Here is a 16,386-nt window from a genome sequence, read left to right on the forward strand (position 1 = left end):
CCCGAAGACAGGAAGGGAAAACATGAAGCGAAGAATCCTCGTCTCGCTGGTGGCCGCACTGGTCGCCGTGGCGATGGCGGTCCCGGTGAGCGCCATCACCGATGGTGAGTTGGACGGAGACGACCATCCCTATGTCGGGTTGATGGTGGCATCGATTGGTGGTGCTCCGCAGTGGAGGTGCAGCGGCACACTGCTCGACTCGACCCACTTCCTCACCGCCGGGCACTGCACCAGCGGCGCGGATCACGTCGAGATCTGGTTCGACGCGGATGTCGAGTCCGGGATCCCGGGCAACGGCTATCCGTTCACCGGTGATGTCGGTGGCACCCCGTACACCCACCCGGACTATGACGACAATGCCTTCTTCCTCGCCGATCTGGGCATGGTGGTGCTCGACGAGCCGGTGGTGATGTCCGGGTACGGCGCCCTGCCTGCCCAGGATGTCATCGACGGGTTCAAGAGGGGCAAGAAGACAACGTTCACCGCGGTGGGCTACGGACTACAGCTGATCAATCCGGTGTTCGTGCAGGCGGAGCGGGTGCGAATGGTCGCGACGCCGCATCTGATCATGAAGAACGTCCCCGGTTTCACCGGCGACTTCTCCATCCTGCTGTCGAACAACCACTCGACCGGAGGCACCTGCTTCGGCGACAGCGGCGGACCGAACTTCATCGGTGACACCAACGTCATCGGCGGAGTCACCTCCTTCGGGATCAACGGCAACTGCGCCGGCACCGGCGGTGTCTATCGCATCGACCGCGCCGACGACCTGGCGTGGCTGGCCACTTTCGGGTTCTAGGAGTAGTCGTAACTGATGCAGGGAGGCCCGGGACGCCCCGGGCCTCCCTCGCGTCATCCGTGATTGTTGGCCCGTCCCGGTAACCTGAGCCCATGCGCAACAACTTCAAGACCGTGGTCCTGATGGCCACCCTGGGAGCCCTCTTCGTCGGCGTAGGCCAGCTCATCGGCGGGACCGGGGGAGCGACCACCGCCCTGGTCATCGCCGGGCTGATGAACTTCGCCATGTACTTCTTCTCCGACAAGATTGCCCTGGCCGGGGCCCGGGCCAAGGCGGTCGAGGAGCACGAGCTGCCGCAGGTGTATCAGATCGTTCGCTCCCTGGCACAGCGCCAGGACCTCCCCATGCCGAAGATCTACCTGATCGACTCCCCGCAGCCCAACGCATTCGCCACCGGGCGCAACCCGTCGCACGCCGCCGTTGCGGTGACGACCGGGATCGTCGCCCTCATGGACCACGCCGAACTGGAAGGCGTCCTCGCCCACGAGCTGTCGCACGTGCGCAATCGGGACATCCTCATCGCCTCGGTGGCCGCCACCGTGGCCGTGGCCCTGTCCTTCCTGGTGCGGATCGCCTTCTGGACCGGGATGGGGAACGACCGGCGCGAGAACAACCCGGTGTCGGCGGTGGTGGGGATCCTGGCCATCATCCTCGCCCCGCTGGCGGCCATGGTCATCCAGATGGCCATCAGCCGCTCCCGGGAGTACGAGGCGGACCGCAGCGGTGCCGAGATGACCGGCTCGCCTCTGACACTCGCCCGGGCACTCGCCCGCCTCGAGGAGGGCACCTCCCGGATCCCGATGCAGGTCGACCCCTCCACCGCCCAGCTGTTCATCGCCGACCCCCTCAAGGCGTTCGGCCGGCGGGGCTCGGGTGGGATGGGCGGGATGACCCGGATGTTCTCCACCCACCCGCCCATCGCCGAGCGGATCGCCCGCCTCGAGGAGATGGCCCAGGGCGGGCTCATCCGTTAGCCGCCGGGCGGTCCGCCGGTACAGTCCGGATGCAGGCCAGGATGGGGCAAGAATGACCGGGAACGGGATCAAACTGGGCAGATGGTTCGGGATCGAGGTCACCATCGACCTCTCCTGGCTGGTGATCGCCTTCCTCGTCTCCTGGTCCTTCTACTCGGTGTACATCACCGAGTTCCCGACCCTGCAGACCTCGCGCGCCATCGTCCTCGGTGGCTCGACCGCCCTCCTCTTCTTCCTCTCGGTGCTGCTCCACGAGCTGAGCCATTCGGTCGTGGCGCGCTCGCTGGGGATCCCGGTCGAAGGGATCACCCTGTTCGTGTTCGGCGGGGTCACCCGCACCACCCAGGAGGCGCGCTCACCCGGTCAGGAGCTGGCGGTGGCCATCGTCGGCCCCCTGACGAGTGTCGCCCTCGCCGGGATCTTCTGGGCGCTCGTCGAGCTCACGGGTGACCTGTTCGCCCCTTCGGTCGCATTCGGACTGGGCTACCTGGGATGGATCAACCTGGCGGTGGGCGTGTTCAACATGCTCCCCGGATTCCCGCTCGACGGTGGGCGGGTGCTGCGGTCCATCCTGTGGAAGGCGACCGGGTCGGCCGGCCGGGCCACCACGGCAGCCGCCGGAGCGGGCCGGGTGCTGGGTGCCATGCTGATCGCCGTCGGCATCCTGGTGGTGTTCGGCGGAAACCTGGGAGGGCTCTGGTACGCCGCCATCGGATGGTTCCTCATGCAGGCGGCGACCGGGGCCGGGCAGGAGGTGGTGCTGCAGCGCATGCTGCGCGGCGTCACCGCAGGCGACCTGATGTCGCCGAATCCGGTCACACTTCCGGCGACGGCGACGCTGCGCGACGCCGTCGACGACCACTTCCTCCGCTACGACCACTCCGCCTTCCCGGTCGAGGACGAGACCGGCGCAATCGTCGGGATCCTCACCCTGCGGGCGGTGCGGCAGGTGCCGCGAGATCAATGGGAGCTGCGCCAGGCGTGGGCGGCGATGACTCCGATCGAGGATGCCTGCACCGTCGGCGGCGACCTGCCCATGGACGAGGTGCTGCAGCGCCTGCGTGAGCACGACCACGAGCGGGTGCTGGTCGTCGAGTCGGGTCGCGTGGTCGGGATCATCACGGCGCGCGACATCACCCGCTGGGTGCGGCGGTCCGACGAGCTCGGCCTGGAGGTCCCGACCGACGCCTGATCGCCTTTCTCAGGCTCTTTCGGTCGGGGCGGCGGCGGCCGGCCCGGAGGCCTCTCTGCGTTGCAACAGAAGCGCCCCGAGGAGGGCGGCGGCGCCGGTGAACCCGTACCAGAGGTAGAAGGTGGACACCGACGGTTCGTCCACGGCCACCATGATCACCTGCAGTATCAGGGCCAGGGTCGCCACGGTTGCGAATCCGGCGAGCACCGACGACCGCCACCGCAGGGCACCGGCGGCGAATCCGGCGGCAACCACGATGGAGAGCATCACCCAAGCGTCGTCGCTGGCGAACAGCTGGATCGCCTCCAGCCAGGCGTAGACGGCGCCGAGGGCGAACGCGGCGTTGCGCGGCCTCATCGGCCCCGTCGCCCCCATCCAGATCCACACCAGACCGAGCCCGGTGCCGATCAGCAGCGAGACCCAGCTCTGCAGCTCCGGGGTGGATCCGAGGGCGGCAGAGGTGGCGATCGATGCCGGGGTGATCGGGTCGTCCAACTGGAACAGGATGAGCAGCGCCCCGACCACCTGGACGGCGGCTGTGAAGATCGCCACCTGCGTCGGAACGGAAGGGGCACGCCGCCAGACGGCCACTGCGATGACGGCGACCGGTGTCGCCCGGATGAGGGGAGTGAAGTCGCCTGCGTCGAGGTCGAGCAGCAGCAGGGCGAACGCCACCGACGCCAGGGCGTAGCCGGCGAGCAGGACGAACCCACCGCTGCGGCGTATCGCGCCGGCGTCGCCCGCCGTCAGGCGAACCCCTACGGCGAGCAGGACGGCTGCCCCGGCGAGCGAGACCAGCCCGCCGCCGACGTTGTCGATCGTGCCCAGGAAGATGTCTGCCAGTTCTTCGCCGAGGGTCACGTCGAAGGTGAGGATGAGGGTGGCGATCGCCAGGGCGGCGGCGCCGAAGAAGCCGAGAACCTCGACCGTGCGTGGCCCGCCTGGAGCCTCGGGTGATCTGCGGCCCTCGATGCCCTCAGCCTGTTCAAACGAAATGTGGCCGGATCTCACCGCCTCGTGCTGCTGGGTCATGCGCACCTCTCCGCTCGGGTACTCCAGGTTACGCCGGGCAGGCCGAGCGCGCGAGGAGGCTATCCTCCGCTGGCTCCGGGGGGCTGCCCGAGCGGCCAAAGGGAGCAGACTGTAAATCTGCCGGCGTACGCCTACGGAGGTTCGAATCCTTCGCCCCCCACCCACGGCCCCGCTCCGCTCGGTCCGATCCCTGATCGGGATCGGACCTCGTCACCAGGGTTGTCGTCTGGTCTCTTCCAGGCGTATCGGACCGTGGTCGCCGTCGGGAGTCGATCCCGACGACTCGCCTAGACCCATAGAAGACGGTTCGAATCCTTCGCCCCCCACCCACGGCCCCGCTCCGCTCGGTCCGATCCCTGATCGGGATCGGACCTCGTCACCAGGGTTGTCGTCTGGTCTCTTCCAGGCGTATCGGACCGTGGTCGCCGTCGGGAGTCGATCCCGACGACTCGCCTAGACCCATAGAAGACGGTTCGAATCCTTCGCCCCCCACCCACGGCCCCGCTCCGCTCGGTCCGATCCCTGATCGGGATCGGACCTCGTCACCAGGGTTGTCGTCTGGTCTCTTCCAGGCGTATCGGACCGTGGTCGCCGTCGGGAGTCGATCCCGACGACTCGCCTAGACCCATAGAAGACGGTTCGAATCCTTCGCCCCCCACCCACGGCCCCGCTCCGCTCGGTCCGATCCCTGATCGGGATCGGACCTCGTCACCAGGGTTGTCGTCTGGTCTCTTCCAGGCGTATCGGACCGTGGTCGCCGTCGGGAGTCGATCCCGACGACTCGCCTAGACCCATAGAAGACGGTTCGAATCCTTCGCCCCCCACCCACGGCCCCGCTCCGCTCGGTCCGATCCCTGATCGGGATCGGACCTCGTCACCAGGGTTGTCGTCTGGTCTCTTCCAGGCGTATCGGACCGTGGTCGCCGTTGGGAGTCGATCCCGACGACTCGCCTAGACCATAGAAGACGGTTCGAATCCTTTGCCCCCCACGCGGTTTCGCGTGCCGTCATCGATTCGCCGCCTTCCTGGCGGCGAATCTCGTTTCCAGCCTTCGCGTGTTGCCCCCTTCTGCCCTTCGGGCCGCCTCCCCCTGCGGGGGAGGGAATGGCGCCAGACCTGTGTCGCGTGCTGCCCCCTCAGGCCCGCGGGCTCGGGTCGTGCGATAGCCGGTGGTCGGCGCGCCGCGACTATCCTTTCGCCGCCGCCCCCTTAGCTCAGTGGTAGAGCACTTCCATGGTAAGGAAGGGGTCCCCGGTTCGAACCCGGGAGGGGGCTCGGGTCCGGCAAGGTGCAGGGCCTAGAGGTCGGTCCGAGTGGGCCGGCTGCCGGGCGGCGTAGCTCAGAGGTAGAGCACCCGGCTCATAATCGGGTTGTCGGTGGTTCGAGTCCACCCGCCGCTACGAGAACGATCACCAACAGGAGAAGAGTCATGGGTAAGGAGAAGTTTGAGCGGTCGAAGCCTCATGTGAATGTGGGGACGATGGGTCATATCGATCATGGGAAGACGACGTTGACGGCTGCGATCACGAAGGTGTTGTCGGAGTCGGGTGTTGGGGGGACGTCGTTTACGGCGTTTGATCAGATCGATAAGGCTCCTGAGGAGCGTGAGCGTGGGATCACGATCGCGATTGCTCATGTGGAGTATGAGACGGAGAATCGGCATTACGCGCATGTGGATATGCCGGGTCATGCTGATTATGTGAAGAACATGATCACGGGTGCGGCTCAGGTGGATGGGGCGATTCTGGTGGTGTCGGCTGCTGATGGTCCGATGCCCCAGACCCGGGAGCATGTGTTGTTGGCGCGTCAGGTGGGTGTGCCTTACATCGTGGTGTTCTTGAACAAGGTCGACATGGTCGATGATCCCGAGTTGTTGGATCTGGTGGAGTTGGAGGTTCGGGAGCTGTTGTCGGCTTATGAGTTCCCGGGTGATGAGGTTCCGGTGGTTCGGGGGTCGGCGTTGAAGGCGCTCGAGGGTGATGCCGAGGCTGCGGGTCAGGTCCTGGAGTTGATGGCTGCTGTGGATTCGTATGTTCCTGAGCCTCAGCGTGCTGTGGATAAGCCGTTTCAGATGCCGGTTGAGGATGTGTTTTCGATCACGGGTCGGGGCACGGTTGTGACCGGGCGTGTGGAGCAGGGCATGTTGACGGTGGGTTCGGAGGTGGAGATCGTTGGTATTCGTGCGACGCAGAAGTCCACGGTGACCGGGGTCGAGATGTTCCGCAAGCTGTTGGATGAGGCTCGTGCTGGTGACAATGTGGGGTTGTTGTTGCGGGGGGTGGGTAAGGAGGATGTGGAGCGGGGTCAGGTGGTGTGTGCTCCTGGTTCGATCACTCCTCATACCGAGTTCGATGCTCAGGTGTATGTGTTGACCAAGGAGGAGGGTGGTCGTCACAATCCGTTCTTTTCGGGGTATCGGCCGCAGTTCTATTTCCGGACGACGGATGTGACCGGGTCGATCGAGTTGCCTGGGGGTACCGAGATGGTGATGCCTGGTGACAACACCGAGATGCGGGTGACGTTGTTGAACCCGATTGCCATGGACGAGGGTCTGCGGTTCGCCATCCGTGAGGGTGGCCGTACCGTGGGCGCCGGCCGCGTCGTCAAGATCCACAAGTAGGCCGATGGCGGGCGGCGGTCACGCGATGGCCGCCCGCCGACATCACGACAGGACCGAGGACCAGACATGCCTTCCGACAAGAGGCCGCCGATCACGCTCGCCTGCGAGACGTGCAAGCGGCGCAACTACGTCACGACCAAGAACAAGGGAAACACGCGTGAGCGGATCGAGCTGATGAAGTACTGCCGCTTCTGCCGTCAGCACACCGCCCACAAGGAGACCCGCTAACCGCGGCGACCGATGGCACGCCTCGACACCTTGGTCGGGCGCAGGTTCGGGCCGGCCACGTTCCGGGTCACTCCGGAGCGAGTGGCCGCCTTCGTGGAGGCCACACGCTCCGACTCCGAGAGGTGGTCCGAGCACGCCCCGCCGATGCTGGCCAACGCCGTCCTCTTCGCTGTGGCTCCACGCTTCTTGGAGGATCCGGAGGTCGTCGGATACACCCGATCCCTGATCCACTCCGAGCAATCGTTCACCTGGTCGCGGGCCTTGTCCACGGGCGAAGAGTTGACGATCGAGGCCGTCGTGGAGTCGGTTCGATCGCGTGGACCGCTGCACCTCGTCGGGTTCGGCCTCACTGCGGGATCGTCCACCGGGCCGTGGCTGGTGTCGTCGTCGGTGTTCGTGATGGCCGAAGGCGCCGCCGCCAGTGCCGGCGAGGAGCGGGAACCTGGTGTCGGCGAGGGTTCGACGCCGGCGCCGTCGCCAGGAGTTCTACCCCTTCCCGATCCCGGCGAGGGCCTCCCGTGGGTCGATCGCGGTGCCTCCCGGGCCGATCTGGTCAGGTACGCCGCAGCCACCGGTGATTGGAACCCGATCCACTGGGACCACGAGTCGGCGCGTGACGCGGGTCTGCCGGGGACAATCGTGCATGGACTCCTGATGGCTTCCTGGCTGGCCGATGCCGCCACCCGCCACTCACCTGGGCCCCACCCCCTTCACGAGATCGCGCTGCGTTTCCGCAGCCCGCTGCGTCCGGCGACGCCCGCCCGCGCCGGTGGGACCGTCACCTCGAGGGGTCCGGGCTCGGCGGTGCTCGATCTGGTGCTCGAGTCGGGTGCCGGCGATCGACTGGTGACGGCTCGGGCTCGGGTAACGGCATGACCGGGAACGGGGTCGAATCCGAGGAAGCTCTCGTCGAGCGGGCGCGTCGCGGTGACGTGGAGGCGTTCGGCGAACTGGTATGGAGGTATCGCGACTCCGTGTACACGCTCGCAGTGAGGCTGGTGGGGCCCGATCTCGCCCCTGATGTGACCCAGGAGTCCCTGATCCGCGCCTGGCGGGCGATGCCCCGGTTTCGGGGCGATGCCGCCTTGGGGACCTGGCTTCACCGGATCACAGTGAACACCGCCTGGACGATGCGTCGCCGGGCGAGTAGGCACGAGGCGATCCAGCTGGAGGACACCATCCCCGATCCCGGGCGCGGCCCGGAGCACGCCGGGGTCATGGTCGGGATTCGTGCCGAACTCAGGGATGCGCTGGAGCGTCTCACACCGGGCCAGCGGGCGGTGGTCGTGCTCCGTGACATCTACGGGTGGAGTCACTCCGAGATCGGGCGGGAGCTCGGCATCACCCAGACCACCTCCAAGGTGCGCCTCCATCGGGCGCGGCGCCGGCTGCGCGAGATCCTGGAGTCCTCCCGATGAGGAGCCTCACCTGCCGGATGATCTCGGCGCTTCCTACGGATGCCCCTCTCACCGGTGTGTTGCGCAGGCACCGTTCATCGTGCCCCCGATGCCGCGCCGAGGGCGCCGAGACCACCGGCTTGGCCCGGGAGCTGGCCGGAATGGGCGAGGAGACGGTGCCTGCGCCGGAGGGGCTCGCCAGCGGAGTGATGATCCGACTCGGGCCTCAGGACGGTTCCGACCCGCGCCGGCCCCTTGTGGTCCGGCTGATCGTGAGGTGGGCGGCCGCCGCTCTGGTGGCGGTGGCCACCCTGGTGGCGCTGGTCACCGGCCTGTGGACCAGGCTGCGTCGGGGTGCGCCTGGCTCTTGAGTTTGCTTCCAACGGCGGGCAGACCCCTACAATGCCGCCCGTTCGTCCCATGGTTCGCGCGCGGGTTCGAACACCCCAAGGGGCGTAGCTCAATTTGGCAGAGCACTGGTCTCCAAAACCAGCGGTTGGGGGTTCGAGTCCCTCCGCCCCTGCTCGGTGGGCTGGAGGCGGCTCTGCCCGGAGGGGCGGTGTCGCCTTTGTGGAGGGGTCTTCGAAAGCCCGTCAAGTAAGGAAGTCATGAATCGAGAACTGCGCCGATTGCAGGCGAAGGAAGAGGAGAGGGCCAAGGAACGTCGGGCTGCCGCAGTGCAGCAGCGGCGGCGCAAGCAGCGCGTCGGCTTTCGCCAGTTCGTCTCCGAGGTGCGTACCGAACTGAAGCGAGTGGCCTGGCCCAGCCGACGCGAGGTGGTCACCTTCACGCTGGTGACCCTGATCACGGCCGGGTTCGTCACCGCCTTCACGTTTGGTCTCGACATCACCTTCAAACAGGCGATGCTCAAGCTGTTGGAGCTGCGATGAGCGACGAGAACGAGGTCCTCTCGGACGCCGACGCCAATCCGGACAATCCGTTCGCCCGCGCTGCGGCCCTGCTGGCAGCGGCGGTCGCCACCGAAGAGCGGTCGGAGCCCGAGACCGAGGAGGCTTCCGAGCCGGAGGAGGCAGTGGAGGTCGATTCCGCAGGGATCGCCGAGCCGGATGCCGCGGCGGAGGCCGAGCCTGCGGCCGCGACCGACCGGGCACCGGCTGGTTCGGCCGCGCCCGACGCCGACGAGTCCGATGCGGCGGCTCCCGCGCTTCCGGCGAGCCCTTACGATCTCCCCGGCTCGTGGTTCGTGATCCACTGCTACAGCGGGTACGAGAACAAGGTGAAGGCCAACCTGGCGACCCGCATCAAGTCGATGCACATGGAGGATTCGATCTTCGACGTGGCAATTCCCATGGAGGATGTCGTCGAGATCAAGGGGGGGCGCAAGGTCACCATCCCCCGCAAACAGTTCCCCGGCTACCTGCTGGTGCGCATGTACCTGGACGACGAGTCCTGGAGCGTGGTCCGCAACACGCCAGGGGTGACCGGCTTCGTCGGCTCCGGCATCCGTCCCAACCCGCTCTCGCGGCGCGAAGTGGAGCGCATCCTCGGCGTGCGCAAGGACGAGGAGAAGAAGGCGCCTCGCTTCAAGCCCGACTGGGAGGTGGGGGAGACCGTCCGGGTCATCGATGGGCCGTTCGCCGACTTCAACGGTGTCATCGAGGACATCAACCTCGACCAGTCGAAGGTGCGGGTGTTGGTCGACATCTTCGGCCGGGAGACCCCGGTCGAGCTCAACTTCGAGCAGATCCAGAAGTTCTGACCGGTTAGGAGAAAGACGAAATGGGCCGTAAGCGGGTAGCCGCCATCCTCAAGCTTCAGATTCCGGCGGGCCAGGCGACGCCGGCGCCGCCGGTGGGTCCGGCGTTGGGCCAGCACGCCGTGAACATCATGGATTTCGTCAAGGCGTACAACGCGGCGACGGAGAGCCAGATCGGCACGATCGTGCCCGTCGAGATCACGGTGTACGAGGACCGGTCCTTCACCTTCGTGACCAAGACGCCGCCCGCAGCCGTGATGCTGCGCCAGGCGGCTCGCGTCGAGAAGGGATCGGCGACGCCGCACACCGAGAAGGTGGGCAGCGTCACCCGCGATCAGGTTCGCCACATCGCCGAGACCAAGCTGGTGGATCTGAACGCCAACGACATCGACGGGGCCATGAAGATCATCGAGGGCACCGCCCGTTCGATGGGAATCATGGTGGAGGGTTAGCAGCAGACAGTGGCGCCATGGGTGCCGCCCAACACACCAACGGGAGGCCCGCCGGGCCGCGTACCGTGAGGAGAGTCAGAGATGAGCAAGAAGCGTGTCGATGCGACGAAGAAGTTCGATCGCGAGACCCACTACGGGCCGCTCCAGGCCATCGACCTGGTCAAGCAGTTGGCCTCGGCCAACTTCGACGAGACCGTCGAGGCGACCTTCGTGCTCGGGATCGATCCCAAGCAGGCAGACCAGGGGGTGAGGGGCACCGTTTCCCTGCCCCAGGGCACCGGAAAGGCCGTGAAGGTGGCGGTGTTCGCCTCAGGTGAGGACGCTCGCGCCGCGCGCGAGGCGGGTGCCGATCTGGTCGGCGACTCCGACCTGCTGGCCGCCGTCGAGTCGGGGCAGCAGGCGCTCGACTGGGACGTCACCATCGCCCATCCGTCGCTCATGTCCGAGGTCGGGAAACTGGGCAAGGCCCTCGGCCCCCGCGGTCTGATGCCGAACCCCAAGGCCGGGACGGTCACACCGGACGTCGGCAAGGCGGTCACCGAGTTCAAGGGCGGGCGCGTGGAGTACCGCAACGACCGCTATGGGAACGTCGCAGTGGGGATCGGCAAGGTTTCGTTCGAACCGTCGCAGCTCCGGGAGAACCTGTCGGCACTGGTGTCCGAGCTCAACAGGGTCAAGCCGTCCGCCGCCAAGGGCCGCTTCCTTCGCAAGCTGGCCCTGTCCTCGACGATGGGACCGGGAATCCGGGTCGACGTGACCGCCCTGGACGAGCTCAAGGACTGACACACCGACAGGGTGCGCGACCCCTCGTGCTACCCTCCGTGCGACAGCCGACCCGAGACCGTCCGGTGCCCGCAAGGGCCAATGGCCGCAAGGCCGCCGGCGCAGGTGGCGCAGAGACTTCTCTCGCTCCCGCATGGCCTCGCGTCGGGAGCGATTGCGTTTCCGGATCACCGGAAACCAAGTGAGGAGCAACATGCCAAGACCCGAGAAGGTCCAGGCGGTCGCCGACATCAAGGAACGCCTCGAAGGGGCGCGTGCCGTGTTCGTCGCCGAGTACTCCGGCCTCTCCGTCAAGGAGCAGCAGGAACTCCGCCGCGGGCTGCGCGCCGTGGCCGGTGAGTTCAAGGTCTACAAGATGACCCTGGCTCGGCGGGCCGCCACCGAGGCCGGCAGGGATGGCCTGCTCGAACTGCTGGTCGGGCCTTCGGGCTTGACCTTTGCCGACGACGCCGCCTCTGCCGCCAAGGTGCTGCGCGACTTTGCCAAGGCCCACGAGCGGCTGGTGATCAAGGGTGCCCTGCTGGGCACCGAGGTGCTGCCACCGGAGAAGGTCGCCGAGATGGCGGATCTGGAGCCCCGCGAGGTCCTCCTGGCGAAGGTGGCCGGAGTGTTCCAGGCACCGATGGCGAGGATGGCCGGCCTCCTGGCTGCCTTGCCCCGGAACCTGGCAACCGTCATCCAGCAGCTGATCGACAAGTCCCCGGAGGCGCCGGCCACCGAGGCCGCAGCCACCACAGACGAGGCGCCGGCCACCGAGGCCGCAGCCACCACAGACGAGGCGCCGGCCACCGAGGCCGTAGCCACCACAGACGAGGCGCCGGCCACCGAGGCCGTAGCCACCACAGACGAGGCGCCGGCCACCGAGGCCGTAGCCACCACAGACGAGGCGCCGGCCACCGAGGCCGTCGCCAACGATGACGAGACGGCCGACCCGGCCGAGGAGGAATAGACATGGCCACGAAGATGAGCAAGGACGACCTGCTCGAGGTCTTCGCCGGGATGACCGTGCTGGAGCTCTCCGAGTTCCTCAAGGCGTTCGAGGAGAAGTTCGAGGTGACTGCGGCTGCACCGATGGCCGCCATGGCGATGATGCCTGTCGGAGGTGGCGCAGCTGCCGCCGAGGAGGAGCAGTACGAGTTCGACGTCATCCTGAACGCCGCCGGCGACCAGAAGATCCAGGTGATCAAAGAGGTGCGTGCCATCACCAGCCTCGGCCTCAAGGAGGCCAAGGAGTTGGTGGACGGCGCCCCGAAGCCGGTCCTCCAAGGGGTCGACAAGGAGACCGCCGAGAAGGCCAAGGCCACCCTCGAGGGTGCCGGCGCCTCGGTCGAGATCAAGTAGTCACCGAGTCCTTTGGAACGGGGGGTGGGCTTCGGCCTGCCCCCCGTCTGCGTTGCCGAGGGAGAAGGACGCGACACGGCGTGTGTCGCGTTCGTTCCCCCGTAGGGGGAGGTGGCCCGGAGGGCCGGAGGGGACGAGCCGCGACAAGGCGTGTGTCGCATTCCCTCCCCCGACGGGGGAGGTTGCCCGGAGGGCCGGAGGGGGCGAGCCGCGACAGCGCCCTGTCAGGGTCTGCCACCCGCAGGGCCGTCCTTCCTTGACCGACCCTTCCTGGCTGGTATCTTGTCCGGAGACATTCATAGGGACCGCGCCGGTTCTTCGAGGAGCGCCGGTCCCACCGTGCCGGGGTAGCCCCCTGCTATCCTGGTTTTTCGTCGTCGTCATCACCTGTTAGCCTTCACCGTCCACCCCTGCCCGCCAGCGATTCGACATCGAGGAGGAAGCGCCCTTGGCCCGTGCGCGCACCGAGCGGATCTCGTTCGGCAAGATCTCAGAAGTACTCCCCCTTCCCAACCTTCTCGACGTTCAGCACGACTCGTTCAACTGGTTCATCGAGCGCGGCTTGAAGGAGATCTTCGAAGAGGTCTCCCCGATCGAAGACTTCACCGGCAGCCTTGCCCTGGAGCTCACCGACCACCGATTCGAGGATCCGATCCCGGCTCACGCCGAGGAGGGCATCTGGCGTCGCATGACTGCCGACGAGAAGCTCGAGTTCGCCATCGCCGCCGCCAAGGAGCGCGACTCCAACTTCGCCCGACCGCTGTTCGTGACAGCCAGGTTCATGAACCGTCAGACCGGGGAGATCAAGGAGCAGCAGGTCTTCCTCGGCGACTTCCCGATGATGACGCCCAACGGCACATTCATCATCAACGGCACCGAGAGGGTCGTCGTCTCGCAGCTGGTGCGCTCGCCCGGCGTGTACTACGACACGACGATCGACAAGACTTCCGATCGCGACCTGTTCTCGGCCAAGGTGATCCCCGGTCGAGGCGCCTGGCTGGAGTTCGACATCGACAAGAAGGGCACCCTCGGGGTGCGGGTCGACCGCAAGCGCCGCCAGTTGGTTTCGACCTTTCTGCGGGCCCTCGACTTCGCCCAGTCGGACGAGGACATCATCGCCCTGTTCGACGGCGCCGAGGTCGTGCGCGAGACCGTCGACAAGGACACCACGACCGACCGCGAAGAGGCGCTGCTCGACCTCTATCGCAAGCTGCGTCCTGGCGAGCTCACGACCATCGAGTCGGCCCGGAGCCTGGTCAACACCCTGTTCTACAACCCGAAGCGGTACGACCTGACCCGGGTCGGGCGCTACAAGCTGAGCCAGAAGTTCGGAAGGGAAGCAGGAGATCTGGACGACATCGACCGCTATCGGGCGGAAGGTCTCGGGCTGCTGTCGCGCGACGACATCCTCGATGGCATCAAGTACCTGATCAAACTCCATGAGGGCGCCCCGGGCTACAGCCCGGACGACATCGACCACTTCGGCAACCGCCGGGTCCGGACGGTGGGCGAGCTCATTCAGAACCAGATTCGAGTGGGCCTCACCCGTTTGGAGCGCGTGGTTCGGGAGCGGATGACGACGCAGGATCCGGAGGCGATCACGCCCCAGTCCCTCATCAACATCCGTCCGGTCGTCGCCTCGATCAAGGAGTTCTTCGGTACCAGCCAGCTGAGCCAGTTCATGGACCAGCCCAATCCGCTTGCCGGCCTCACCCATCGCAGGCGTCTCTCGGCGCTAGGGCCCGGAGGGCTCTCCCGCGAGCGCGCCGGATTCGAAGTGCGCGACGTCCACTCCTCCCACTACGGGCGGATGTGCCCGATCGAGACTCCCGAGGGTCCCAACATCGGGCTCATCGGATCGCTGGCGACTTTTGCCAAGGTGAACCGTTTCGGGTTCATCGAGACCCCCTACCGCCGGGTCGGGGGCAAGGTCACCAACCAGATCGACTACCTCACTGCGACCGAAGAGGAGCGTCACGTCATCGCCCAGGCCAACGCCGTGCTGCGCGAGGACGGCACATTCGCCGCCGACCGCGTCCTGGTTCGGTCGAGCGGAGGCGAGGTCGACTACGTGGCGCCGACGGCCGTGGACTACATGGACGTGTCGCCCAAGCAGGTGGTCTCGGTGGCGACCGCATTGATTCCTTTCCTCGAGCACGACGATGCCAACCGCGCCTTGATGGGCTCCAACATGCAGCGCCAGGCGGTGCCGCTGCTGCGGGCAGAGGCACCCCTGGTGGGCACGGGCGTCGAGCGCCGCGTGGCCATGGACTCGGGTGAGGTGGTGATCGCCGCCGACGACGGAGAGGTGGTCGAGGTGACCGGAACCCACGTGGTGGTCCGCCACGCCGACCGTCGCGCCGAGTATCCGCTCAAGAAGTTCGAGCGTTCCAATCAGGGGACTTCGCTCAACCAGAAGGTCCTGGTGCGTGAGGGCGACAAGGTGAAGAAGGATCAGGTGATCGCCGACGGGCCTTCGACCGAGGACGGTGAGCTCGCTCTGGGCAAGAACCTGCTGGTGGCGTTCATGCCGTGGCGCGGCCACAACTTCGAGGACGCCATCGTCGTGTCCGAGCGGTTGGTCAAGGAGGACATCCTCACCTCGATCCACATCGAGGAGTACGAGATCGAGGCCCGCGACACCAAGCTCGGTGCCGAGGAGATCACCCGCGACATCCCCAATGTGGCCGAGGAGGCCCTCAGGGACCTCGACGAGGAGGGGATCATCCGCATCGGGGCCGAGGTGGGCCCCGGTGATTATCTGGTCGGAAAGGTCACCCCCAAGGGTGAGACCGAGCTGACGCCGGAGGAGCGGCTGCTTCGTGCCATCTTCGGTGAGAAGGCGCGCGAAGTGCGCGACATGTCGCTCAAGGTCCCCCACGGCGAGACCGGAAAGGCCATCGACGTCAAGGTCTTCCGTCGCGAGAACGGCGACGACCTGCCACCGGGGATGAACGAGCTGGTTCGGGTCTACGTGGCCCAGCAGCGCAAGATCTCCGAGGGCGACAAGCTTGCCGGTCGTCACGGCAACAAGGGTGTGATCGCCAAGATCCTCCCCGAGGAGGACATGCCGTTCCTGCCCGATGGCACACCGGTGGACATCATCCTGTCGCCGCTGGGTGTTCCCTCCCGCATGAACCTGGGGCAGGTGCTCGAGACCCATCTCGGTTGGGCCGCCGCCCGCGGCTGGCGACCATTCGATGGCAAGGGCGCTCCGGCTGCCGGAGCCGATCCGTGGACGACTGTGGCGACTCCGGTGTTCGACGGCGCCCGTGAAGAAGAGATCGCCCAGGTCTTGGAGAGTGCCTTCCCGGCCGAGGACGGCACGCCCCTGATCGACGGTGACGGCAAGGCCATCCTGTACGACGGTCGCAACGGTGAGCCGTTCGACTCGCCGGTGACGGTCGGCTACATCTACGTGCTGAAACTGTTGCACCTGGTGGACGACAAGATCCACGCCCGCTCCACCGGCCCTTACTCGATGATCACCCAGCAGCCTCTGGGTGGCAAGGCGCAGTTCGGCGGCCAGCGCTTCGGCGAGATGGAGGTGTGGGCCCTGGAGGCGTACGGCGCCGCCTACGCCCTCCAGGAGCTCCTCACCATCAAGTCGGACGACGTCAAGGGACGCGTCAAGGTCTATGAGGCGATCGTCAAGGGGGAGAACATCCCCGAGCCGGGTGTGCCCGAGTCGTTCAAGGTTCTGCTGAAGGAGATGCAGAGCCTGTGCCTCAACGTGGAGATGCTCTCTGCCGGTGAAGAGGTGGAGCTGCGCGAGTTGGACGACGACGCCTTCCGCACCGCCGAATCGCTCGGGATCGACATCTCAAGGCCAGAGCGGGGCGACTGACGGT

At 66.7% G+C, this 16,386-nt stretch carries 16 protein-coding genes and 4 tRNA genes; 19 read left to right on the forward strand and 1 reads right to left on the reverse strand.

Annotation, left to right across the window (positions count from 1 at the left end; all coding sequences use genetic code 11):
- The first annotated feature begins 22 nt into the window (after positions 1 to 22).
- The 3 genes from QY307_08600 (at position 23) to QY307_08610 (ending at position 2,965) form a co-directional block, all read left to right on the forward strand.
- Complete coding sequence (locus QY307_08600; GenBank protein ID WKZ82138.1) at positions 23 to 799, forward strand: trypsin-like serine protease; 777 nt, start codon at positions 23 to 25, stop codon at positions 797 to 799.
- A 92-nt stretch (positions 800 to 891) separates the two neighbouring features.
- Positions 892 to 1,773: a zinc metalloprotease HtpX gene (locus QY307_08605; protein WKZ82139.1), complete on the forward strand. Its 882-nt coding sequence runs from the start codon at positions 892 to 894 to the stop codon at positions 1,771 to 1,773.
- A 52-nt stretch (positions 1,774 to 1,825) separates the two neighbouring features.
- Entirely contained in the window at positions 1,826 to 2,965 is a 1,140-nt protein-coding gene (locus QY307_08610; protein ID WKZ82140.1) for a site-2 protease family protein, read from the forward strand.
- Between the two features lie 9 nt (positions 2,966 to 2,974).
- Here QY307_08610 and QY307_08615 read toward each other — a convergent pair whose 3' ends face one another.
- Positions 2,975 to 3,997, reverse strand: a complete 1,023-nt coding sequence (locus tag QY307_08615) for a hypothetical protein (GenBank protein WKZ82141.1) — start codon at positions 3,995 to 3,997, stop codon at positions 2,975 to 2,977.
- Positions 3,998 to 4,074: 77 nt separating this feature from the next.
- Here QY307_08615 and QY307_08620 point away from each other — a divergent pair.
- From QY307_08620 to QY307_08695, 16 genes are all read left to right on the forward strand, one after another.
- Positions 4,075 to 4,157: transfer RNA gene (locus QY307_08620), tRNA-Tyr, on the forward strand.
- A gap of 1,043 nt (positions 4,158 to 5,200) precedes the next feature.
- A tRNA-Thr gene (locus tag QY307_08625) sits at positions 5,201 to 5,272 on the forward strand.
- A 53-nt stretch (positions 5,273 to 5,325) separates the two neighbouring features.
- Positions 5,326 to 5,397 (forward strand) — tRNA-Met (locus QY307_08630).
- Between the two features lie 29 nt (positions 5,398 to 5,426).
- The gene (gene tuf / locus QY307_08635; GenBank protein ID WKZ82142.1) at positions 5,427 to 6,617 is read left to right on the forward strand and encodes an elongation factor Tu; all 1,191 of its coding nucleotides are present in this window, start codon (positions 5,427 to 5,429) and stop codon (positions 6,615 to 6,617) included.
- A 66-nt stretch (positions 6,618 to 6,683) separates the two neighbouring features.
- Positions 6,684 to 6,845, forward strand: coding sequence for a 50S ribosomal protein L33 (rpmG, locus tag QY307_08640; GenBank protein ID WKZ82143.1), 162 nt, complete (start codon positions 6,684 to 6,686; stop codon positions 6,843 to 6,845).
- Between the two features lie 12 nt (positions 6,846 to 6,857).
- Entirely contained in the window at positions 6,858 to 7,721 is an 864-nt protein-coding gene (locus tag QY307_08645) for a MaoC/PaaZ C-terminal domain-containing protein (GenBank protein ID WKZ82144.1), read from the forward strand.
- A complete protein-coding gene (locus QY307_08650; GenBank protein WKZ82145.1) occupies positions 7,718 to 8,263 on the forward strand; it encodes a sigma-70 family RNA polymerase sigma factor in 546 nt (181 codons plus the stop codon). Before QY307_08645 ends, QY307_08650 begins: the two co-directional genes overlap by 4 nt.
- Positions 8,260 to 8,613, forward strand: coding sequence for a hypothetical protein (locus QY307_08655; GenBank protein ID WKZ82146.1), 354 nt, complete (start codon positions 8,260 to 8,262; stop codon positions 8,611 to 8,613). Before QY307_08650 ends, QY307_08655 begins: the two co-directional genes overlap by 4 nt.
- 78 nt (positions 8,614 to 8,691) lie before the next feature.
- Positions 8,692 to 8,765: transfer RNA gene (locus QY307_08660), tRNA-Trp, on the forward strand.
- Positions 8,766 to 8,850: 85 nt separating this feature from the next.
- A complete protein-coding gene (gene secE, locus QY307_08665) occupies positions 8,851 to 9,132 on the forward strand; it encodes a preprotein translocase subunit SecE (GenBank protein ID WKZ82147.1) in 282 nt (93 codons plus the stop codon).
- On the forward strand, positions 9,129 to 9,962 hold the full coding sequence (nusG, locus tag QY307_08670) for a transcription termination/antitermination protein NusG (GenBank protein WKZ82148.1): 834 nt from the start codon (positions 9,129 to 9,131) through the stop codon (positions 9,960 to 9,962). Before secE ends, nusG begins: the two co-directional genes overlap by 4 nt.
- A gap of 20 nt (positions 9,963 to 9,982) precedes the next feature.
- A complete protein-coding gene (gene rplK / locus QY307_08675) occupies positions 9,983 to 10,411 on the forward strand; it encodes a 50S ribosomal protein L11 (protein ID WKZ82149.1) in 429 nt (142 codons plus the stop codon).
- A gap of 81 nt (positions 10,412 to 10,492) precedes the next feature.
- Positions 10,493 to 11,194 carry a 50S ribosomal protein L1 gene (gene rplA / locus QY307_08680; GenBank protein ID WKZ82150.1) on the forward strand — a complete coding sequence of 234 codons (702 nt, stop codon included), beginning with the start codon at positions 10,493 to 10,495 and terminating at the stop codon, positions 11,192 to 11,194.
- A 193-nt stretch (positions 11,195 to 11,387) separates the two neighbouring features.
- Positions 11,388 to 12,143: a 50S ribosomal protein L10 gene (gene rplJ / locus QY307_08685; GenBank protein ID WKZ82151.1), complete on the forward strand. Its 756-nt coding sequence runs from the start codon at positions 11,388 to 11,390 to the stop codon at positions 12,141 to 12,143.
- 2 nt (positions 12,144 to 12,145) lie between these two features.
- Positions 12,146 to 12,535 (forward strand): 50S ribosomal protein L7/L12, encoded by a 390-nt coding sequence (gene rplL / locus QY307_08690; GenBank protein WKZ82152.1) that lies wholly within the window; start codon positions 12,146 to 12,148, stop codon positions 12,533 to 12,535.
- 448 nt (positions 12,536 to 12,983) lie between these two features.
- Positions 12,984 to 16,382 carry a DNA-directed RNA polymerase subunit beta gene (locus tag QY307_08695; protein ID WKZ82153.1) on the forward strand — a complete coding sequence of 1,133 codons (3,399 nt, stop codon included), beginning with the start codon at positions 12,984 to 12,986 and terminating at the stop codon, positions 16,380 to 16,382.
- Positions 16,383 to 16,386 lie beyond the last annotated feature (4 nt).

This window comes from Acidimicrobiia bacterium, assembly GCA_030584185.1.
Lineage (GTDB): Bacteria > Actinomycetota > Acidimicrobiia > Spongiisociales > UBA11373.

Bases quoted from the DNA above. Each gene is read 5' to 3' on its own strand.
- QY307_08600 (WKZ82138.1), top strand. From the start codon at position 23: ATGAAGCGAAGAATCCTCGTCTCGCTGGTGGCCGCACTGGTCGCCGTG.
- QY307_08605 (WKZ82139.1), top strand. From the start codon at position 892: ATGCGCAACAACTTCAAGACCGTGGTCCTGATGGCCACCCTGGGAGCC.
- QY307_08610 (WKZ82140.1), top strand. From the start codon at position 1,826: ATGACCGGGAACGGGATCAAACTGGGCAGATGGTTCGGGATCGAGGTC.
- QY307_08615 (WKZ82141.1), bottom strand. From the start codon at position 3,997: ATGACCCAGCAGCACGAGGCGGTGAGATCCGGCCACATTTCGTTTGAA.
- tuf (WKZ82142.1), top strand. From the start codon at position 5,427: ATGGGTAAGGAGAAGTTTGAGCGGTCGAAGCCTCATGTGAATGTGGGG.
- rpmG (WKZ82143.1), top strand. From the start codon at position 6,684: ATGCCTTCCGACAAGAGGCCGCCGATCACGCTCGCCTGCGAGACGTGC.
- QY307_08645 (WKZ82144.1), top strand. From the start codon at position 6,858: ATGGCACGCCTCGACACCTTGGTCGGGCGCAGGTTCGGGCCGGCCACG.
- QY307_08650 (WKZ82145.1), top strand. From the start codon at position 7,718: ATGACCGGGAACGGGGTCGAATCCGAGGAAGCTCTCGTCGAGCGGGCG.
- QY307_08655 (WKZ82146.1), top strand. From the start codon at position 8,260: ATGAGGAGCCTCACCTGCCGGATGATCTCGGCGCTTCCTACGGATGCC.
- secE (WKZ82147.1), top strand. From the start codon at position 8,851: ATGAATCGAGAACTGCGCCGATTGCAGGCGAAGGAAGAGGAGAGGGCC.
- nusG (WKZ82148.1), top strand. From the start codon at position 9,129: ATGAGCGACGAGAACGAGGTCCTCTCGGACGCCGACGCCAATCCGGAC.
- rplK (WKZ82149.1), top strand. From the start codon at position 9,983: ATGGGCCGTAAGCGGGTAGCCGCCATCCTCAAGCTTCAGATTCCGGCG.
- rplA (WKZ82150.1), top strand. From the start codon at position 10,493: ATGAGCAAGAAGCGTGTCGATGCGACGAAGAAGTTCGATCGCGAGACC.
- rplJ (WKZ82151.1), top strand. From the start codon at position 11,388: ATGCCAAGACCCGAGAAGGTCCAGGCGGTCGCCGACATCAAGGAACGC.
- rplL (WKZ82152.1), top strand. From the start codon at position 12,146: ATGGCCACGAAGATGAGCAAGGACGACCTGCTCGAGGTCTTCGCCGGG.